The organism is Streptomyces sp. Alt3, assembly GCF_030719215.1.
Classification (GTDB): Bacteria; Actinomycetota; Actinomycetes; order Streptomycetales; family Streptomycetaceae; genus Streptomyces; species Streptomyces glycanivorans.
In genome coordinates, this window is record NZ_CP120983.1 from 5,782,793 (window position 1) to 5,800,847 (window position 18,055).

Below are 18,055 nucleotides of genomic sequence, written 5' to 3' on the forward strand. Positions count from 1 at the left end.
GACCGAGCCTCGACCGGGTCCGGGCCGGGCATGATCGGCGCTGCTCCGTGCGGGCGGCAGCGGTCCCCGTACTCACATTGCCTGCTGACCGCCCTGTTTCGCCCTTCGCTCAAGTGCGTAGCTGGGGCGTGCCCCGTTGGAAAGACTTGGCGGCCGGCACGGCTTCCGCTGTGGAAGTGACGCCCAGACCGTAGAGGGAGGCCACGTGACACACGAGGGGGTTCCGGGAGCAGGACCGGCATCGGACCCGGTCGTCGACCAGGCGTTGACCCGCTTTCCCATGGACCGTCCACGGTCGGTGGCGCTCGCCGAGGCCACGGCGACGCACCGGTTCACGCTCGACAGCGCGCTCACGTCGGGTCTGCGGCGGCTCGCGGAAGCAGCCGGCGGCACGCTGTTCGGTGCGCTGGCCGCCGCCGGCCAGGTGCTGTCCGCGGTCTACGCGGGTCAGGACGAGGTGACCGCGACCGTCCGCGGGCGGTCCACCAAGGACGACGGCGCGCCGGTCGTACTGCACGCGACCGTCGACAGCAGGCTCCCGATCGACAGCCTCCTCGGCGGGGCCCGTGACGCGGTGGGCGCCACGACGCTGCCCGGTGAGTTCGCCGTCGCCGACGTCGTGCTCCGGTTCGCCGAAGTGGACGGCGGCCTCGAGGTGTGCGTCGACCACGACCCCGCCGCGTTCGACGCGGCGACCGTCGAGCGGATGGCCGAGGCGTTCCGCACTCTGGTGGAGGACGTGGTCGACAGACCGGGGCGGCCGCTCTCCGAGCTGCGGCTGGTGTCCGGCGACGAGCTGCACCGCATGCTCATCGACCTGAACGAGACCGGACACGAGTTCCCGGCGCACCGCAGCCTGCCGGAAATCTTCGCCGAACAGGTGCGGCTCTCCCCGGACAGGACGGCCGTGCTGTGCGGCGATGAGCGGCTCACCTACGCCGAGCTGAACGAGCGGGCCAACCGGCTCGCCCACCGCCTGCTCGCCGAGGGCGTCGCCACGGAGTCACGGGTCGCGCTCCTGCTGGACCGGTCGTTGCACGCGGTCGTGTCCATCCTGGCCGTGCTGAAGGCCGGCGGAGTCTATGTCCCGCTGCACGCCGCCTACCCCGAGGACCGGATCCGCTTCGTGCTGGCCGATGTCGACGCCGCGCTGGTGCTGACGGACCAGGCCATGGCGGCCAAGGCCGCCGTGACCGATGTCCCGGTGCTGGTGGTGGACGACGCGGCCACGACCGCGGGTCAGCCGGCCCTCGACCCCGAGCGGATTCCGGACGCCCGTCATCTGGCGTACATCATGTTCACCTCGGGTTCCACCGGGATCCCGAAGGGCGTCGCGGTCAGCCATGCCGCGGTGGTCGCCCTGGCGTGGGACCACCGCTGGCGCGCCGCGGCGCACCGGCGCGTCCTGTTCCACTCGTCGCACGCCTTCGATGCCTCGACCTACGAGCTGTGGGTACCGCTGCTGACCGGCGGTGAGATGGTCGTCGCGACGCAGGAGCCGACGCCCGCCCTCATACGCGAGCTGATCGCCGAGCACGGCGTGACGGCGATATTCCTCACCTCCGCACTGCTCCGCCTGTTCGCCGAGGAGGCGCCCGACTGTTTCGCCGGCGCGGCCACGGTGATCACCGGCGGCGAGGCGCCCTCGGCGGAGGCGCTGGAGCGAGTGATGACGCAGTGCCCCGGCACCCTGGTCGTCAACGCCTACGGACCGACCGAGGCCACCACCTACGCGCTGCTCCAGGAACTGTCCCTGGAGCAGGTGCGCTCCGGCGCGGTGCCGATCGGACGGCCGACCGACAACACCCGGTTGTACGTGCTCGACGCGTGGCTGCGCCCGGTGCCTGTCGGCTCGGCGGGCGAGTTGTACATCGCGGGCGACGGCCTGGCCCGCTGCTACTTCGGCCGGGCGGCACTGACCGCTGAACGGTTCGTGGCCGATCCCTTCCGGGCCGGCGAGCGGCTCTACCGCACCGGCGACGTCGTCCGGTGGCGCGCCGACGGGACGATGGACTATCTGCGCCGGGCCGACGACCAGGTCAAGATCCGCGGCCTCCGCATCGAGACCGGCGAGATCGAGAGCGCGCTCACCGCGCTCGGCGGTGTCACCGACGCCGCGGTCGTCGTACGCGAGATACGTGGTGTCCGGCACCTGGTCGGCTACGTCGTGCCGGAACACGGCCACGAGGCCGACGTCGAGGCATGGCGCGACGCCCTGTCCGCACGACTGCCGAGCTACGAGATTCCGTCCTGGTTCGTCCCCATGGACGTACTGCCCCTGTCCAACAGTGGCAAGGTCGACCGCCGCGCGCTGCCGGCGCCGCAGGCCGACCTGCTGTCCACGGCGGACCACGTCGAGCCGCGGACGGACACCGAGCGACTGCTGGCCCAGGTGTGGGCCGAGGTCTTCGGCGTCGAGCGCGTGAGCGTGACCGACAACTTCTTCGCAGTCGGCGGCGACTCCATCCTGGCCATCAAGGTCGTCTCCCGGGTACGGCCCCACGGCATCCGGCTGACCGCCAAGGACTTCTTCCTCACCCCGACCATCGAGGAACTGGCCGAGGCCGCCACCCGTGCGGACGGCGGTCCCTCCGACGCCCCGGCGAAGGGACCGCTCGTCCACCTCACCCCAGCCGAGACCGAGCGCCTCGCCGAGGGCGGGACCGTCGAGGACGTCTACCCGCTGACCCCGATGCAGAGCGGGATGCTCTTCGACGCGCTGATGACCGGGGACACCGGTCTGCACCTGATCCAGTTCGACCTGGTGCTCGACCACGTCGACGAACCGGATCTTCTCCGCCGGGCCTGGCAGCGGGTGGCGGAGAGGCTTCCCGTTCTGCGCACCGCCGTCGTCTGGGCCGACGTCAGCAACCCGGTGCAGGTGGTGCGTGCCGAGGCCACCCTGCCCGTGACCCAGTACGACTGGCGCGATCTGCCGGAGTCCGGACGGCGGGAGCGGTGGGACACACTGCGCGCCGCGGACCGGGCAGCGGGAACGGACCTCGCCGCCGCACCACTGGCCAGGGTCGCGATCATCCGGCTCACCGACTCCAGCGTCCGAGTGCTGTGGTCCGTCCACCACATCGTGATGGACGGGTGGAGCGGCGCCGAACTGCTCGCCCAGGTGGCCGCCGACTACGCGCGGCTGCGCGACGGCGAGGGGGCGGCACCGCTGTCCCGTGTGCCGTTCCGGGACTACGTGCGATGGCAGGGCGAGCAGGACCAGTCCGCGGTGGAGACGTACTGGCGCGGCGTGCTCGGCGACTTCACCGTGCCGACCCGGCTGCCCTACGACCGCCCGGCCGCGCCGGACTACCGGCCGCGCGCGACCGAGTGGGTGGAGGTGGACATCGCCCCCGAGCTGTCCGCACGGCTCGGGGAGATGGCCAAGCGGACGAAGCTGACCATGAGCACGTTGCTGCAGGGCGCGTGGGCGCTGCTGCTCTCGCGCTACGGCGGAGGCCAGGACGTCTGCTTCGGCGGCACGGTGTCAGGCCGGACACCGGACCTCGCGGGCATCGACTCCATCATCGGCATGCTGGTCAACACGCTGCCGGTCCTCACGAGGGTGGACAGCGGGCACAACCTGGTGTCCTGGCTGGCCGGGCTCCAGGAGGAGCAGGCCGGCGCCCGGGACTTCGAGGCCGTGTCACTGACCCAGGCGCAGTCGTGGAGCGGCCTCTCCGCCGGGGACAGCCTGTTCGACAGCATCATCGTCTTCGAGAACTACCCTTTCGACGAGCGGGCGTTCACCGCGCACGGTCTGGAACTCAGCCACTTCGACACCGAGGTCGGCGCGGGTGCCGCGCTCGGCGTCGTCGTCCTCCCCGGTGACCGGCTCACCATGCGGCTGCACCACGACCCGGAGCTGTTCGAGGCGGACAGCGTGCGCCGCATGGCGGAATACCTGCGGACGCTGCTGGAGGCGTTCGCCGACGACCCCGGGCGGACCCTTGGCGAGCTGCCGGCCCTCTCGCCCGCCGAGCACCGGGTGGTCATGGGCGAGGTCGCCGATACGGCCGCCGGTCACTCCGTCGAGCACCGGATACACGAGTTGTTCGCCGAGCAGGTGCGGCTGCGCCCGGACGCGGTCGCGGTGGAACTCGACGACCAGCGACTGACCTACGCCGAGCTGGACGCACGGGCCAACCAACTGGCCCACTACCTCATCGAGCGGGGCGTCGGGAGCGACGTGCTGGTGGGCATCGCGATCGAGCGGAGCCTGGACCTGTTCGTCGCCATCCTCGGCATCCTCAAGGCGGGCGGCGCGTACGTGCCGCTGGACCCGGACTACCCGGCGGACCGGCTGGCCGTCACGCTGGCCGAGACCCGCCCGCCCGTGGTGCTGGCCCATGAGCGCGGCAGCGACCGGTTCCCCCGAACCGATGCGGACCTGGTGTTCCTGGACCGCGACCTGCCGGTCATCACCACCTACCCGGTCACCGACCCCGGACCCCGGGGCAGCGCCCGCGACCTCGCTTACGTCGTCTACACCTCGGGCTCGACCGGCCGGCCCAAGGGCGTGATGGTCGAACACCGCTCGCTCTACAACACCGTGACCGCGGTGGTCGGGCCCTACGGGCTCACGCCGAGCAGCCGGGTGTTCCAGCTGTGCTCCATGAGCTTCGACACCGGCGTACAGGACCTGTTCACCACCTGGGCCGCCGGCGGCACCATGGTCGTGCCGCGCCCGGACGTCGCACGCAACGGTGCCTACCTGGTCGAGCACATGCTCGCGGGCGAGGTCACCACGGCATCCATCCCCATCACCGTCCTGTCGTCGCTCGGCGCGGGCTCCCTGCCAGGGATGGACACCATCCGGGTCGGCGGCGACGTGGTCGTGCCCGAGCTGGCCGAGGCCTGGGCGCGCAACCACCGAGTGATCAACAACTACGGGCCGACCGAGGCAGGCGTGACGGTGAGCCTCTTCGAGGTCGAGCCGGGCGCGGGCCACCACAGCGTGCCGCTGGGCAAGCCGCTCGCCAACACCCGGGCCTATGTGCTCGACGACCGGCTGTCCCTGGTGCCGATCGGGGTGCCGGGCGAGCTGTACGTGGGCGGCGTGGGCATTGCGCGAGGCTACGTCGACAACCGGGCCAGGACCGCCGAGCGGTTCGTCGCCGACCCGTTCGGCCCTCCCGGGGCGCGGCTGTACCGGACCGGTGACGTCGTCCGATGGCGCCCGGACGGCATGCTGGACTTCGTCGGGCGCGCCGACGACCAGGTCAAGATCCGCGGGTTCCGGGTGGAGCCCGGCGAGATCGAGAACGTACTGCTGCGCCACGACGGGGTGGCCGAGGCCGCGGTGTCCGTGTGGCCGGACGACAAAGGCGACAAGCGACTCGTCGCCTACGTCGTGGGCCGGCCCATGACGCGGGCGACGACTTCGGAGGAGTTGCGCCGCCACCTCGGCGCCTCACTGCCCGACTACATGATCCCGTCCGCGGTCGTCCTGCTGGAGCACATGCCGCTCAACCACAACGGCAAGCTCGACAGGTCGGCGCTGCCCGCGCCGACCCGTCAGGACGGCGCGGGTGCGGAATACGTCGCCCCGAGGGACCCGACCGAGGAGGCGTTGGCCCGGATCTGGTCGGAAGTGCTGGGCATCGAAAGGGTCGGCACAGCGGACAACTTCTTCGCCCTCGGCGGGGACTCGATCAACAGCCTTCGTACCACCGCCAGGATGCGTACCGCATTCGGCGTCGAGATCACCCCCCGGGACGTCTTCGAGGAGCCGACGATCGCCGCTCTGGCCGCCACCATCCACGACCGGATCCTGGCCCGGGTGCTGGAGACGGCCGCAGTTCAGACCTGACCGCGCCGGACCCGCACCTCTGAATGGGAGAGAACAGCATGGAACTGCCATCCGCCGCGAAGGACCGGTTGTCGGAGCTTCCCGACCACGTACGGGAGCTCGTCATGCGGCAGCTCGCCGGTCAGGCCGGGTCCGCCGCCGAGGAGCTCTCGATCACCCCGGCACCCCGGGACGGTGCGCTGCCGTTGTCGGCCGGCCAGAAAGGGCTGTGGTTCCTGGCCGAACTGAACCCCGGCAGCGTCGAGTACAACGCGCCGCGGGTGTTGAGGCTTACCGGCGAACTCCACATCGAGGCGCTGCGCGCGGCCCTCGACGGCGTGGTCGAGCGGCACGAGGCGCTGCGCACCACCATCGGCGATGTCGAGGGCCACGGTTTCCAGGTGGTGCACGAGCCCGGCCGGGTGCCGGTCGAGATCATCGACCTGTCCGGGCTGCCGGAGCCCGAGCGTGCGGCCGAACTCGAACACTGCCTGGAGCGCGAGGGGGCCACGCCGTTCGACCTGCGCCGCGGTCCGCTGTTCCGGGTGACACTGGTGAGCCTCGCCGCGGACGAGCACGTGCTGGTGCTGGGCCTGCACCACATCGTCGGCGACGGCTGGTCCATCGGCATCCTGGTCGACGAGCTCTGCACCCGGTACACGGCGCAGGTGCGCGGCGAGACGGTCGTGCTGCCGGACCTGCCGCTGCAGTTCGCCGACTTCGCCGTCTGGCAGCAGGAACGGCTGGCCGGCCCGGACGTGGCGGGTCAGGTCGACTACTGGCGGCGGCAGCTCGCCGCGCTGCCGCCGGTGGAGCTGCCGACGGACCGCCCGCGGCCCCCGGTGTTCGGCACCGCGGGCGAGGTGCACGAGATCACCGTGCCCGAACCGCTGACCCGGCGGCTGACGGAACTCGGCGCGCGCAACGGCTCCACACTGTTCATGACACTGGTGGCCGCCAGTCAGCTGCTGTTCGCCCGGTACTCGGGGCAGGGCGACATCGCGGTGGGCTCCGTGACCGCAGGCCGCGGCCGGGCCGAACTGGACGATCTCATCGGCTACTTCAGCGACACCGTCATCCTGCGGTCCCAGGTGGACGAATCACGGTCCTTCACCGACTTCCTCGGCGACGTCCGCTCCACCGTGCTCGACGCGTTCGCCAACGACGGAGTCCCGTTCCAGCTGTTGGTCGACACCCTGCGGCCGGAGCGTGACCCGAGTCGGTCCCCCCTGGTGCAGGTGATGGTCAGCCTCCAGAACGCGCTGGACGGAAAGGCCGAACTGCCGGGCCTGCGGGTCACGGAGATCGCCCCGCCGACACACGTCTCCAAGTTCGACGTTTCCTTCGACTTCCACGAGCACGACGGTGAACTCACCGGCCATGTCGAGTACAGCACCGACCTGTTCGACCAGGCGACGATCGAGCGGATGGGCGGGCACCTGCTGACCCTGCTCGAAGGTCTCGCCGCGCGGCCGGACGGGCCGATGCGTGACCTGCCCATGATCACCGAGACGGAACTGCACAGGCTGACCGTCGAGTGGAACGGTCCCACGGTGGAGTTCGGCCCGCCCCGGTGCGTGCACGAGCTCTACGACGAGCAGACCGCGCTCACCCCCGACGAGGTGGCGGTGAGCTGCGCGGGCGAGAAACTGACCTTCGCCGCGCTGGCCTCCCGAAGCAATCAGCTGGCGCACCACCTGAGGGGCCTGGGCGCGGAGCCGGGAACGCGGGTCGGCGTGTGCGTCGAGCGCGGCGTGGACGCGATGGTCGCGCTGCTCGGCGTGATGAAGTCGGGCGCGACCTTCGTACCGCTCGACCCGGACTATCCGGCGGAGCGGCTGAGCATGATGCTGGCCGACGCAGCCGCGCCGGTGGTGGTCACCGACACCGCCGTGGCGGACCGGGTCGCCGGACATGACGCGGCAGTGGTGTACCTCGACCGCGACCGGCCGCTGATCGACACCCTGCCGGACGGGCCGCCGCGGACCGGGGTCGGCGTGGACGATCTCGTCTACGTGATCTACACGTCAGGTACGACCGGCAGGCCCAAGGGTGTGCAGATCAGCCACCGCAACGTGCACCACATCCTGCGGTCCTGGAACGCCAGGTACGGGCTGGACGGGATCCGCGGCCGGGCCTTGTGCGTGGCCAGCTTCGGCGTCGACCTGTTCCTCGGCGACTTCCTGTTCTCCGCGCTTTTCGGCGGCGAGATGGTGGTGTGCCCCGCGGAGGTGGTCACCGACCCGCCCGCGCTGGCGGACCTGATAACCGAGGTCCAGCCGCAGATCCTGGCCACGACGCCATCACTGGCCAGGGCGATCAGTACCGAGCTGGCCTGGCGGGGCGGTGGCGGCCTGGAGTCGGTGCGGCTGCTCTCCCTGGGTGCCGAGGGCTGGCTGGCGGAGGACTGCGCCAGCCTGCTCGAACACGTCGGCCCCGACACGCTGACCGTCAACGCCTACGGTGCGACCGAGACGACGATCGACGCCACGATATTCGCGCTGGGTGGCGACCCGGTCGAGCCCTCGCCGATCGTCCCGATCGGCAAGCCGATGGTGAACACCAGCGTGTACGTGGTGGACGAGCTGGGCCGCCCGGTGCCGATCGGGGTGCCCGGTGAGCTCTTCATCGGCGGCGGGGGCATCGCCCAGGGTTACTGGAACCGGCCCGAGCTGACCGCCGAGCGGTTCCCCCATGACGTCCTCGGGCCGGAAACCGGCAGGTTCTACCGCACCGGGGACGTGGTGCGGTGGCGCGGCGACGGCAACCTGGAGTACCTCGGCCGGGCCGACGACCAGGTCAAGATCCGCGGCTTCCGGGTGGAGCTCGGTGAGGTGGAGACCGCGCTGACCCGCCACCCCGAGGTGGCCACCGCGGCGGCGGTCGCGCGCCGGTCCGACTCCGGCCACAACCGGCTGTTCGCCTACGTGGTGCCCGCCGGTACGCGGGCGCCCGACCCCGCCGAACTCCGGGCGTTCCTTGCCGCCAACCTTCCGAGCCAGGCGGTGCCTTCGGCGATCGTGGTTCTCGACGAGCTGCCGATGACCCCGAACGGGACCCTGGACCGGCGTGCCCTGGCCGTGGTGGACGAGCCCGAGGCCGACCTGTCCCGCCGGGTCGCGCCGCGCACCCCGGTCGAAGCCGTGCTCGTCGACGTCTGGGCGAAGGCGCTGGGCGTGGCGCCTGACCGCATCGGCGTCGAGGACAACTTCTTCAACCTCGGCGGTGACTCGATCCTCAGCCTCCAGGTGGTGTCGCTCGCCCGGCGATCGAACCTTCGGCTGACCACCAAGCAGATATTCCTGCGCCAGACCATCGCCGAGCTGGCGGGCGAGGTCGTCATGGTGACCTCGCCCGACGTCGAGCAGGGACCGGTCACCGGGCCGGTGCCGCTGACGCCCGTACAACACTGGTACTTCGAGGAGTTCCCCGACGCACCGGGCCACTTCAACCAGTCCCTGTACCTCGAACTGGATGCCGAGGTCGACGCCGACGCGCTGGGCGCGGCGTTCGCCGCCGTCCTCGACCACCACGACGGTCTGCGCCTCCGGGTCGAGCATGCCGACGGGGTGTGGCGGCAGCGCAACGAGGCCGCGGCCGACGGCACCGTGTTCGAGGCCGTCGACCTGTCCGCGCTCGACGAAGCCGCGCAGGACCAGGCGATGCGCGCGGCGATCACCAAGGCGCAGACCGGGTTCGACATCCGAGACCTTCCGCTGCTCAGGGGCCTGCTGTTCACCCTCGGCAGCGGCCGGGCTCCCCGGCTGTTCCTCTGCGCGCACCACTACGTCGTGGACGCGGTCTCCTGGCGGGTCATCCTGGCCGATCTGGAGACGGGACACCAGCAGGCGGTGAGCGGGCAGAAGGTGCGCCTGGACGCGAAGTCCACATCGCTGCGGGACTGGGCGCACCGCCTCACCGGCCTGGTGGCCGAAGGCGGGTTCGACGCGGAGCTGGGGTACTGGTCCGAGGTCGAGAGGGCCACCGTGGAAGCGGCCACGCTGCCGGTGGACCTCCAGGGACGCAACACCGTCGGCTCCGCACGCACCCTGACCCGGCGGCTGAGTTCCGACCTCACCGACGCGCTGCTGCGCAAGGTGCCCGAGGCGTACCGGACGCAGGTCAACGACGTACTGCTCAGCGCCCTCGCCCGGGTACTGCGGGAATGGGCCGGCGGGACCGTGCCTGTCGAGCTGGAGGGCCACGGGCGCGAGGACCTGTTCGACGACGTCGACCTCTCGCGTACCGTCGGCTGGTTCACCACGGTGTTTCCCGTGGCGCTGGAGCTGCCCGACGGTGAGGAATGGGGAGCCACCCTGAAGGTGGTCAAGGAACAGCTGCGTGCCGTACCGTCCCGCGGCCTGGGCTACGGTGCCCTGCGGTACCTGGGCGCGCCGGGCCCACTGGGCCAAGGGCGCCAGTGCCAGGTCGGGTTCAACTACCACGGCCGCTTCGACGCCGACACCGGCGACGGCGGGCTCTTCCACGGCTGGTGCGAGAACCCGGTGCCCGACCGGAGCCCCGACCAGGCCCGGCAGTGCCTGATCGACGTCACCGGCATGGTCCGTGACGGCCGGCTGGAGTTCGGCTGGGAGTACTCCGGCAACGTCCATCGTGAGGAGACGGTCGCACAGCTGGCCGAGGGCTTCCTCGTGGCACTGGAGCAGATCGTCGAGCACTGCGCCCGGCCGGGCAGCGGCGGCTGCACCCCGTCGGACTTCCCGCTGGCCGGCCTCGACCAGGCGGCAGTGGACCGGATCGTCGGCGACGGCCGCGCGGTGGAGGACATCTACCCCCTGACCCCGATGCAGAGCGGCATGCTCTTCCACTCGCTCGACGGTGGGGACAGCGACGTGTACCTCACCCACTTCGCCGCGGTGCTGGACGGGGTCGAGGACGCGCACCGGCTCGCCGAAGCGTTCCAGCGCGTGGTGGACCGCACCCCGATCCTGCGCACCGCCGTGTTCGGATCCGGTCTGGACGTTCCTCTCCAGATCGTCCGTCGCGGCGTACAACTGCCCGTGACACACCTGGACTGGACCGACCTGTCCGAGGAGGAAAGCCGAGCGCGGTCGCAATCGCTGTGGGAGAGCCTTCACACGGGGGAACTCGACCTGGCCGAGGCACCGCTCATGCGGCTGACCCTGGCCCGGCTGTCGTCGGAGAGCGTCCAGGTGTTCTGGTCCTCGCACCACCTGCTGCTGGACGGCTGGAGCTTCGCCGACGTGCTGGCGCAGGTCTTCGAGGAACACGCCACGCTCGGTGGCTCGGCGCCCTCCGCGCAGAAGCCGCGCCCTCCGTTCCGGGACTACGTGCAGTGGCTGGCCGAGCAGGATGACGCCGCGGCCGAGGCGCACTGGCGCCGTGCGATGGCGGGTTTCACGGCGGCCACGCCCCTGCCGTTCGACCGGGCGCCACTGGTCGCGCACGGTTCCCGGTCCTCACGCGAGGTGAACCTGCGGCTGCCCGCCGAGCGCTCACGCCGACTTTACGAGTTCGCCAGGAGCGCCCGGCTGACGGTGAACACCGTTGTGCAGGGCGCGTGGGCCCTGTTGCTCGCACGGCACAGCGGTGAGCACGATGTGTGTTTCGGCGCGACGGTGTCCGGCCGGCCCGCGGAACTGGCGGGCGCGGACGAGATCGTCGGTCTGTTCATCAACACGCTGCCCGTACGGACGCGCCTGGACAGCGGTCTCGACCTCGTGTCGTGGCTGCGGCGGATGCAGGACGAACAGGTCGCGACCCGGCAGTTCGAGCACGTGTCGCTGGGGCAGGTGCGCACATGGAGCGAGGTGCCGCGGGGTTCGAGTCTGTTCGACAGCATCGTCATCTTCGAGAGCTTCCCCCACGACCGGGACGCGGCCTCCCGGCACGGGCTCGTGGTCCGCGAGAGCAAGGGCGCGGAGGACACCAACTACGCGCTCACGCTCACCGCCTACACCACCGACGAGCTGCACCTGCGCGTCGGTTACGACCCGAACCTGTTCTCCCGGGACACGGTGGAGCGGATGGCCGAGCGCCTGGCGACCCTGCTGGACGCCTTCGCCCATCACGCCGAGGAGGCGATCGCACGGCTGCCCATGCTGCCTGCGGCCGAGCGGTCCGTCGTGCTGCACGAGTGGAACGCCACCTCCCGGCAGACCGGACAGGCCACCACCGTCGAGCTGTTCGAGCAGCAGGCGGCTGCCACCCCGGCGGGCACCGCCCTGGTGCACGGGGATGCCGCGCTGAGTTACGCCGAGCTGGACGCCCGCGCGAACCGGCTCGCGCGCCACCTCGTGGCGCGCGGGCTCGGCCCCGAGCAGTTCGTCGCCCTGGCCTGCCCGCGGACGACCGACCTGCTGGTGGCCATGCTGGCGGTGCTGAAGACGGGCGCCGCCTACCTGCCACTGGACCTGGACCACCCGCGCGAACGCCTGTCGTTCATGCTGCGGGACGCGGCCCCGGCCCTGGTACTGACCGGCGATGCGACCGTACTCGACCTGCCGGAGGGCACACCGTCCCTCTCGCTCACCGACCCCGACGCGGCTGCGGCACTGGCGGGGAACCTCACGACCAAGCCGGACCTGCCCGTACCGCCGCGCCCGGACAACGCCGCCTACATGCTCTACACGTCCGGCTCCACCGGCCGTCCCAAGGGTGTGGTGGTCACCCGGGGCAACCTGCGCAACTTCGTGCAGGACATGGGGGAGCGGACCGCGATGACCCACGACGACCGGCTGCTGGCCGTGACGACCGTCGGCTTCGACATCGCGCACCTGGAGCTGTTCGTTCCGTTGATCAGCGGTGCGACCGTGGTGCTCGCGGACAAGGAAGTGGTCCACGACCCGCAGGAGCTGCGCCGGGTGGTCCACGGCAATGACGTGACGGTGATGCAGGCGACACCGAGCCTGTGGCGGGGGGTGGCCGAGGGCGCAGCGGACGTGCTCGCCCGGATCCGGGTGCTCGTCGGCGGCGAAGCGTTGCCCGCGGAACTGGCCGACGCCCTGACCGCCGGATCGCCGTCGGTGACGAATGTGTACGGGCCGACCGAGACGACGATCTGGTCGACCGCGGCGAAGCTGGCGCGCGGCGCGACGGGTGCGCCGCCGATCGGCAGACCGATCGCCAACACCCGGATCTACGTGCTCGACGCCGGTCTCCAGCCGGTTCCCCCCGGCGTACCGGGTGAGCTGTACATCGCCGGTGCGGGGGTGGCGCGTGGCTACGCGAACCGCGCGGGCCTGACCGCGAGCCGGTTCGTGGCCGATCCGTTCGGCCCGCCCGCCGAGCGGATGTACCGCACCGGCGACGTGGCCAGATGGAGGGCCGACGGGGACCTGGAGTTCATCGGCCGGGTCGACGACCAGGTCAAGATCAGGGGATTCCGGATCGAGCTCGGCGAGATCGAGACGCTGCTGGACACCCACCCGCAGGTGGGCTCGGCCGTCGTGGTGGCGCGCGGGGACGGGCCGGTCGGCAAGCAGCTGGTGGCGTACGTCGTGCCGGCCGGGGACGCGCCACCCACGGCGGCGGACCTGAAGGCGTACGCCAGGCAAGCCTTGCCGCAGTACATGGTGCCCGCCTTCTTCGTGGCGATGGACACCTTCCCGCTGACGCCCAGCGGAAAGGCCGACCGGCGACGGCTGCCGGCCCCGGACGCGGTGGCCGGCAGCGGCGCCCGGCGGATCGCTCCGCGCGATGCGACGGAGGCCGCGCTCGCCGGTGTCTGGGCGGACGTGCTCGGCCGCCCGGTCGACGAGATCGATGTGACCAGCGACTTCTTCGAGCTGGGCGGGGACTCGGTGCTCTGTGTCCAAGTGGCCTACCGCGCCCGGCGTGCCGGGTGGTACGTCGTGCCGAGGGACCTGTTCTCGCACCCGACCATCGAACGTCTGGCGGTGGTGGCCGTGCGAGCCGAGGCCACCACGGACGCGCCCGCGGGCGGGCAGCCGCAGGTTGCCGGGCCGGCCGTGCTCCAGCAGAGCGCGCCCGAAGGGGTCGCCTCCGGGAACGCGGCGGCGACCGGCACCATGGGCCCTGTCATCAGCGACGCCTTCCTGACCGCCCGTCTGGCCGAGCTTGCGCGCACGCACCGGGTGCCGGGCGCGCAGCTCGCCGTGCGTCACGCGGGGCGGTCGACCGTCGTCGAGACGGGTGAGCGGGTGGCCGGGAGCGGCCTGCCGGTCACTGCGGACACCGCGTTCCCCATCGCCTCCTTGACCAAGCCGGTGACCGCGCTGGCCGTGCAGCTGCTGGCGGCCGACGGGCGCCTCGACCTCGACGCCCCGATCGGCGCGTATCTGCCCGAGCTCTCCGTCACGAGCCCGGTGGGCCGGCTGACCGCGAGGCAGGTCCTCTCCCACACCGGGGGGCTGGTCGCCGCGATCGACGAACGGGTGCCGAGCACGGACCGGCGACAGTGGGTTGAACGGCACTGTGGCGAGGCCGCCGTGATGCACCCGCCGGGCGCCGCCTTCTCCTACTCCGATGTCGGCTACGTACTCGCGGGACGGCTGGTCGAAGTGCTGACCGGCAAGGACTGGCGGACCGTCGTGGAGTCGATGCTGCTGCACCCGCTCGACATCACGGCGGCGTACAACGGGCAGCCGGGCAGGAGGCCCATGGCACAGGGCCATGTGGTGAGCGACCGCGTGCTCCTCGTGCCCGAGCAGTACTTCACCCAGGTCGAGGAGCCGGCCGCGGCGCTGGCGGCCAACGCGGCAGACCTGGTGCAGCTGGCCCGTGTGCACGACCGGACCGCTTCCCGGGCCGTGCTCGATCCCGCGGCCGCCGACTCGATGCTCGACGACCGGACCGGCGACATCGCCGTCGGGCCGTTCGGCCTCGCCGACGGCTGGGGGCTCGGCTGGTCCGTGTACCGCGGCGCGGACGGTGACTGGAACGGGCACGACGGCAGCGGCGACGGCACCTGGTCCCACCTGCGCTTCGACGCCGCCACCGGAACGGCGGTGGCGCTCGTCACGAACGCGAGCACCGGCTCCGGGCTGTGGGAGGACCTCGTCGCGGAACTCGGCGCGATGGGACTCGACGTGGCCAACCACTCCATGCGGACACTGTCCGATCCGGGAGCGCCCGTCGCGGGCTCGGCCGACTGCGCAGGGCGCTACGCCAACGGCGACTGGGAGTGCGTGGTCGAGGAGCGCTCCGAAGGGTTCACCCTGTCCGTCGGGGGCGGGCCGCGCTCCGCGCTGACCTGCTACGCGGACCTGCGGTTCACCACCGAGGGCTGCGGGGTGCCGGACACCGGCCGGTTCGTTCGCGACCCGGACACCGGCCGGGTCGAGATGCTTCAGCTCGCGGGGCGGCTGCTCCACCGGACCGGAGCGACGGCTGAATGACGACCGAAGCAGAGGTTGCGGTTGCGCCACCGTTGTCGCGCAACCGCAACTACCACATGCTCTGGGGCAGCCAGCTGGTGTCCGAACTGGTCAGCCAGCTGTGCCTCATCGCGTTCCCGTTGATGGTGATGGCGACGACCGGCTCGGCGCCCTGGATGGGAGCCGTCGCCGCCGTCATCGGGGCGGCGGGCATGGTTGCCAACGTCCCGGCAGGCGTACTGGTGGACCGCTTCGACCGTAAGTGGGTCATGCTGGTGTGCCAGTGCGTCCGCGCGGTGGCGATGGCGAGCCTCGCGATCGCTCTGCTCGCGGACCACTTCTCCCTGTCGCACGTGTTCGTGGTCGCGGTGGTGGAGGGGCTGCTGGGCGCTGCCTTCGACCCCGCCGAGCACGCGGCGCTGCCGCAGGTCGTCCACGAGTCGCAGCTGTCGACGGCGGTGGCACGCAACACCACGCGCCGTTACATCGCCACGCTGCTGGGGCCGGCCAGCGCGGGCTTCCTGTTCGCCTTCGACCCGATGGCCCCGTTCGCGGTCGCCCTGGTCCTGCTCGTGGCGTCCTGCGCCGTGCTCTCCTTCCTGCGCCTTCCCCGGCCCGAACCCGAGGTGCGGCCCGAGGGACAGTCCGAAAGGACAGGCATGCTCGTCGAAGGGTTCCGGTGGGTGCTGGGACACCGGGTGATCAGGCCGACGCTCGTCTGGCTGATGTGCTGCGAGCTGTTCATCTCCGCCCTGATCACCATCGTGCTGGCGCTGTCCGGCGAGGACGGCATGGCCCCCGGCACGTTGGGCATGATGATGACCGGGTTCGGTATCGGAGGTCTGCTGGGCGCCGCGGTCGCGGGCCGGCTGCACGCCGTACTGCCCGCGCCCGCGATCATCATGGGATTCCCCTGGTGCGCGGCGGCGTTGACGCTGGTGATGGCGCTGGTGCCCACCGGGGTGTCGACCGGCGTCGTGCTCGGCGGAATCGCGTTCTTGATCCCCACCGCGTTCACGACGGTCATGACCTACCAACTCGCTGTCGCTCCGGCCGCGTTGCGTGGCAGGCTGAGCGGCATCGTCGGGCTCTTCGCGGGCGGTGCCGGTGCGATCGGGTCGCTGGTGGGCGGTCTGCTGATGGCGGACGGAGACAGCCGCGGCACCTTGCTGATCTGGTCCGCCTGCCTGGTCGTCGTAGCCGTGGGCACCATTATCAGCCCTGCCCTGCGCCGGTTTCCCACGCTGAAATGACACGGCCGCGCATGCGATCGCATGCGCGGCCACGTGTCGTGAGGACCCCTGTCCGGGCCCGACGCTCACGTCAGCGAGCAACCCTTCTCACTCCTGGCGGTAATGGCTTCGGCGGTGTACGGGCAGGAGAAGCCGATCCAGGTGAGTTTGGGCCACAACTGTGACCATGGCTCGAGGGGACCACGGCACACCAGGAACTCGGTGTTCTGGTCGGCGACGGGCAGGTCGGTCCTGAACTTGCCGCTGGGCTCACAACTCCTGAACAGGACACCGAATGTCCTGCGGTTCACGCCGACCGCGATGACCACGTCGGTGTCGTCGGCGGGCCTGCCGAAGTCGGCGTAGGAATTCTGGCCGCTGTAGACGTGCGGCAGACCGTGCTCCGGTCCGTATCGGTCCAGGGCACCCGCCAGCCCGTAGTGGTTGGCGTAGATGACGGCGTGCGCACGGTCCGGCGGGGACAGCGACCGGTTGACGGTGCCGACCTGCTCGGCCAGCTGGGGCCAGGCCGCCTGGTCCATCTGGAAGACCCCCAGTCCCTTCAGCACCGGGTTCGACCCGTACAACGCGACCGGTAGCACCGGCAGCATGAGCACGGCCGACATCACCGCGTTGCCCACCAGGGCGGTACCGGCCAGTGTGCGGCGGACGGTGGTGTTCGCCCACTCCACCACCACGACCGAGCCCGCCGACAGCAGTACCAACTGGAGACCGCCGGTGTACTCGGGCTTTCCGCCGATGGCGATCAGCAGCACCGCCATGAACAGGTAGGAAAGGCCGACCGATCGGAACGCCCGCCACTGCGTGCGGCGCAGCAGGGCCACCACTCCGGCGATCCACACCGGAGTGAGGAACAAGCCGATCATCAGCACCTGGAACGGAATGAAGGCAACCCGGGAGTCTTCTCCCAGGGCGGTCTTCAACGCGGCGCTCATCTCCATCGCGGGCCAGCCGTGCGTCACCTGCCACCACACCGCCGGCGCGGAGATCAGCGTGGCGAGCGCGGCGCCCGCCCACAGGTGCCGACTGCGCAGGACGGCTCGCGGCCCCATGGCCAGCACGCCCACGAGCAGGGCGAGGAGCAGTAACACGATGAGGTTCTTGGCGAGCAAGCCCACACCGGTGACCGCGCCGACGGCGATCCAGAGCCGGGTGTCCTGGGTGCGCAGCAGACGGATCACCAGCCAGCCCACCGTCACCCAGGCGACGAGGTCGGGAATGTTGGTGGTCAGCACGTGTCCGGCGTTGAGCGTGACGACCGAGGCGCCCGCCCCGGCGGCGGCGAAGAGCTGGGCGCCGCCACGGCCGCCGAGTTCGCGCGCGATGAGGGCAGCCACCCACACCACCACGCAGGCCAGTAGTGCCGGCACCACGCGCAGCGCGGTCAGGGTGTCGCCGAGCACGGTGGTCTCCACCCTGGCCATCAGCGAGACCAGCGGGGGTTGGTCGACGTACCCCCACGCGAGGTGCTCCCTGGTGGCCCGGTTGTACAGCTCGTCGACGTGATATCCGTGCCGCCCCGACAGGGCCAGCAGCACCACACCCACCCCGACGCAGAGGGCGAGGAGCGTCCGCCGGTTCAGTAGGGGAATCGCCGCCGGCGGGCTCTGGGAAGAACCCGGCACAATTCTGGTCGTCGTCGCCACGTGTCCACACTCTCTTCTGTCTGTGGGTTCGGCCGTTCGGAT

General features: G+C 71.2%; 4 protein-coding genes. 3 read left to right on the forward strand and 1 reads right to left on the reverse strand.

Translation table 11 applies throughout. The features are described 5' to 3' along the window. Positions 1-205: 205 nt before the first annotated feature. Genes P8A20_RS25450 through P8A20_RS25460 form a run of 3 tightly spaced genes read left to right on the forward strand, consistent with a single transcriptional unit; the run spans position 206 to position 16,367 of the window. Complete coding sequence (locus tag P8A20_RS25450; RefSeq protein WP_306104298.1) at positions 206-5,815, forward strand: non-ribosomal peptide synthetase; 5,610 nt, start codon at positions 206-208, stop codon at positions 5,813-5,815. Between the two features lie 38 nt (positions 5,816-5,853). After that, positions 5,854-15,135 (forward strand): non-ribosomal peptide synthetase, encoded by a 9,282-nt coding sequence (locus P8A20_RS25455; RefSeq protein ID WP_306104299.1) that lies wholly within the window; start codon positions 5,854-5,856, stop codon positions 15,133-15,135. Beyond that, a complete protein-coding gene (locus P8A20_RS25460; protein WP_306104300.1) occupies positions 15,132-16,367 on the forward strand; it encodes an MFS transporter in 1,236 nt (411 codons plus the stop codon). The genes P8A20_RS25455 and P8A20_RS25460 overlap by 4 nt, the downstream gene beginning before the upstream one ends. Positions 16,368-16,432: 65 nt before the next feature. Here the strand turns inward: P8A20_RS25460 and P8A20_RS25465 are convergent, their stop codons facing one another. Continuing rightward, complete coding sequence (locus P8A20_RS25465; protein WP_306104301.1) at positions 16,433-18,013, reverse strand: glycosyltransferase family 39 protein; 1,581 nt, start codon at positions 18,011-18,013, stop codon at positions 16,433-16,435. Between the last annotated feature and the right edge of the window lie 42 nt (positions 18,014-18,055).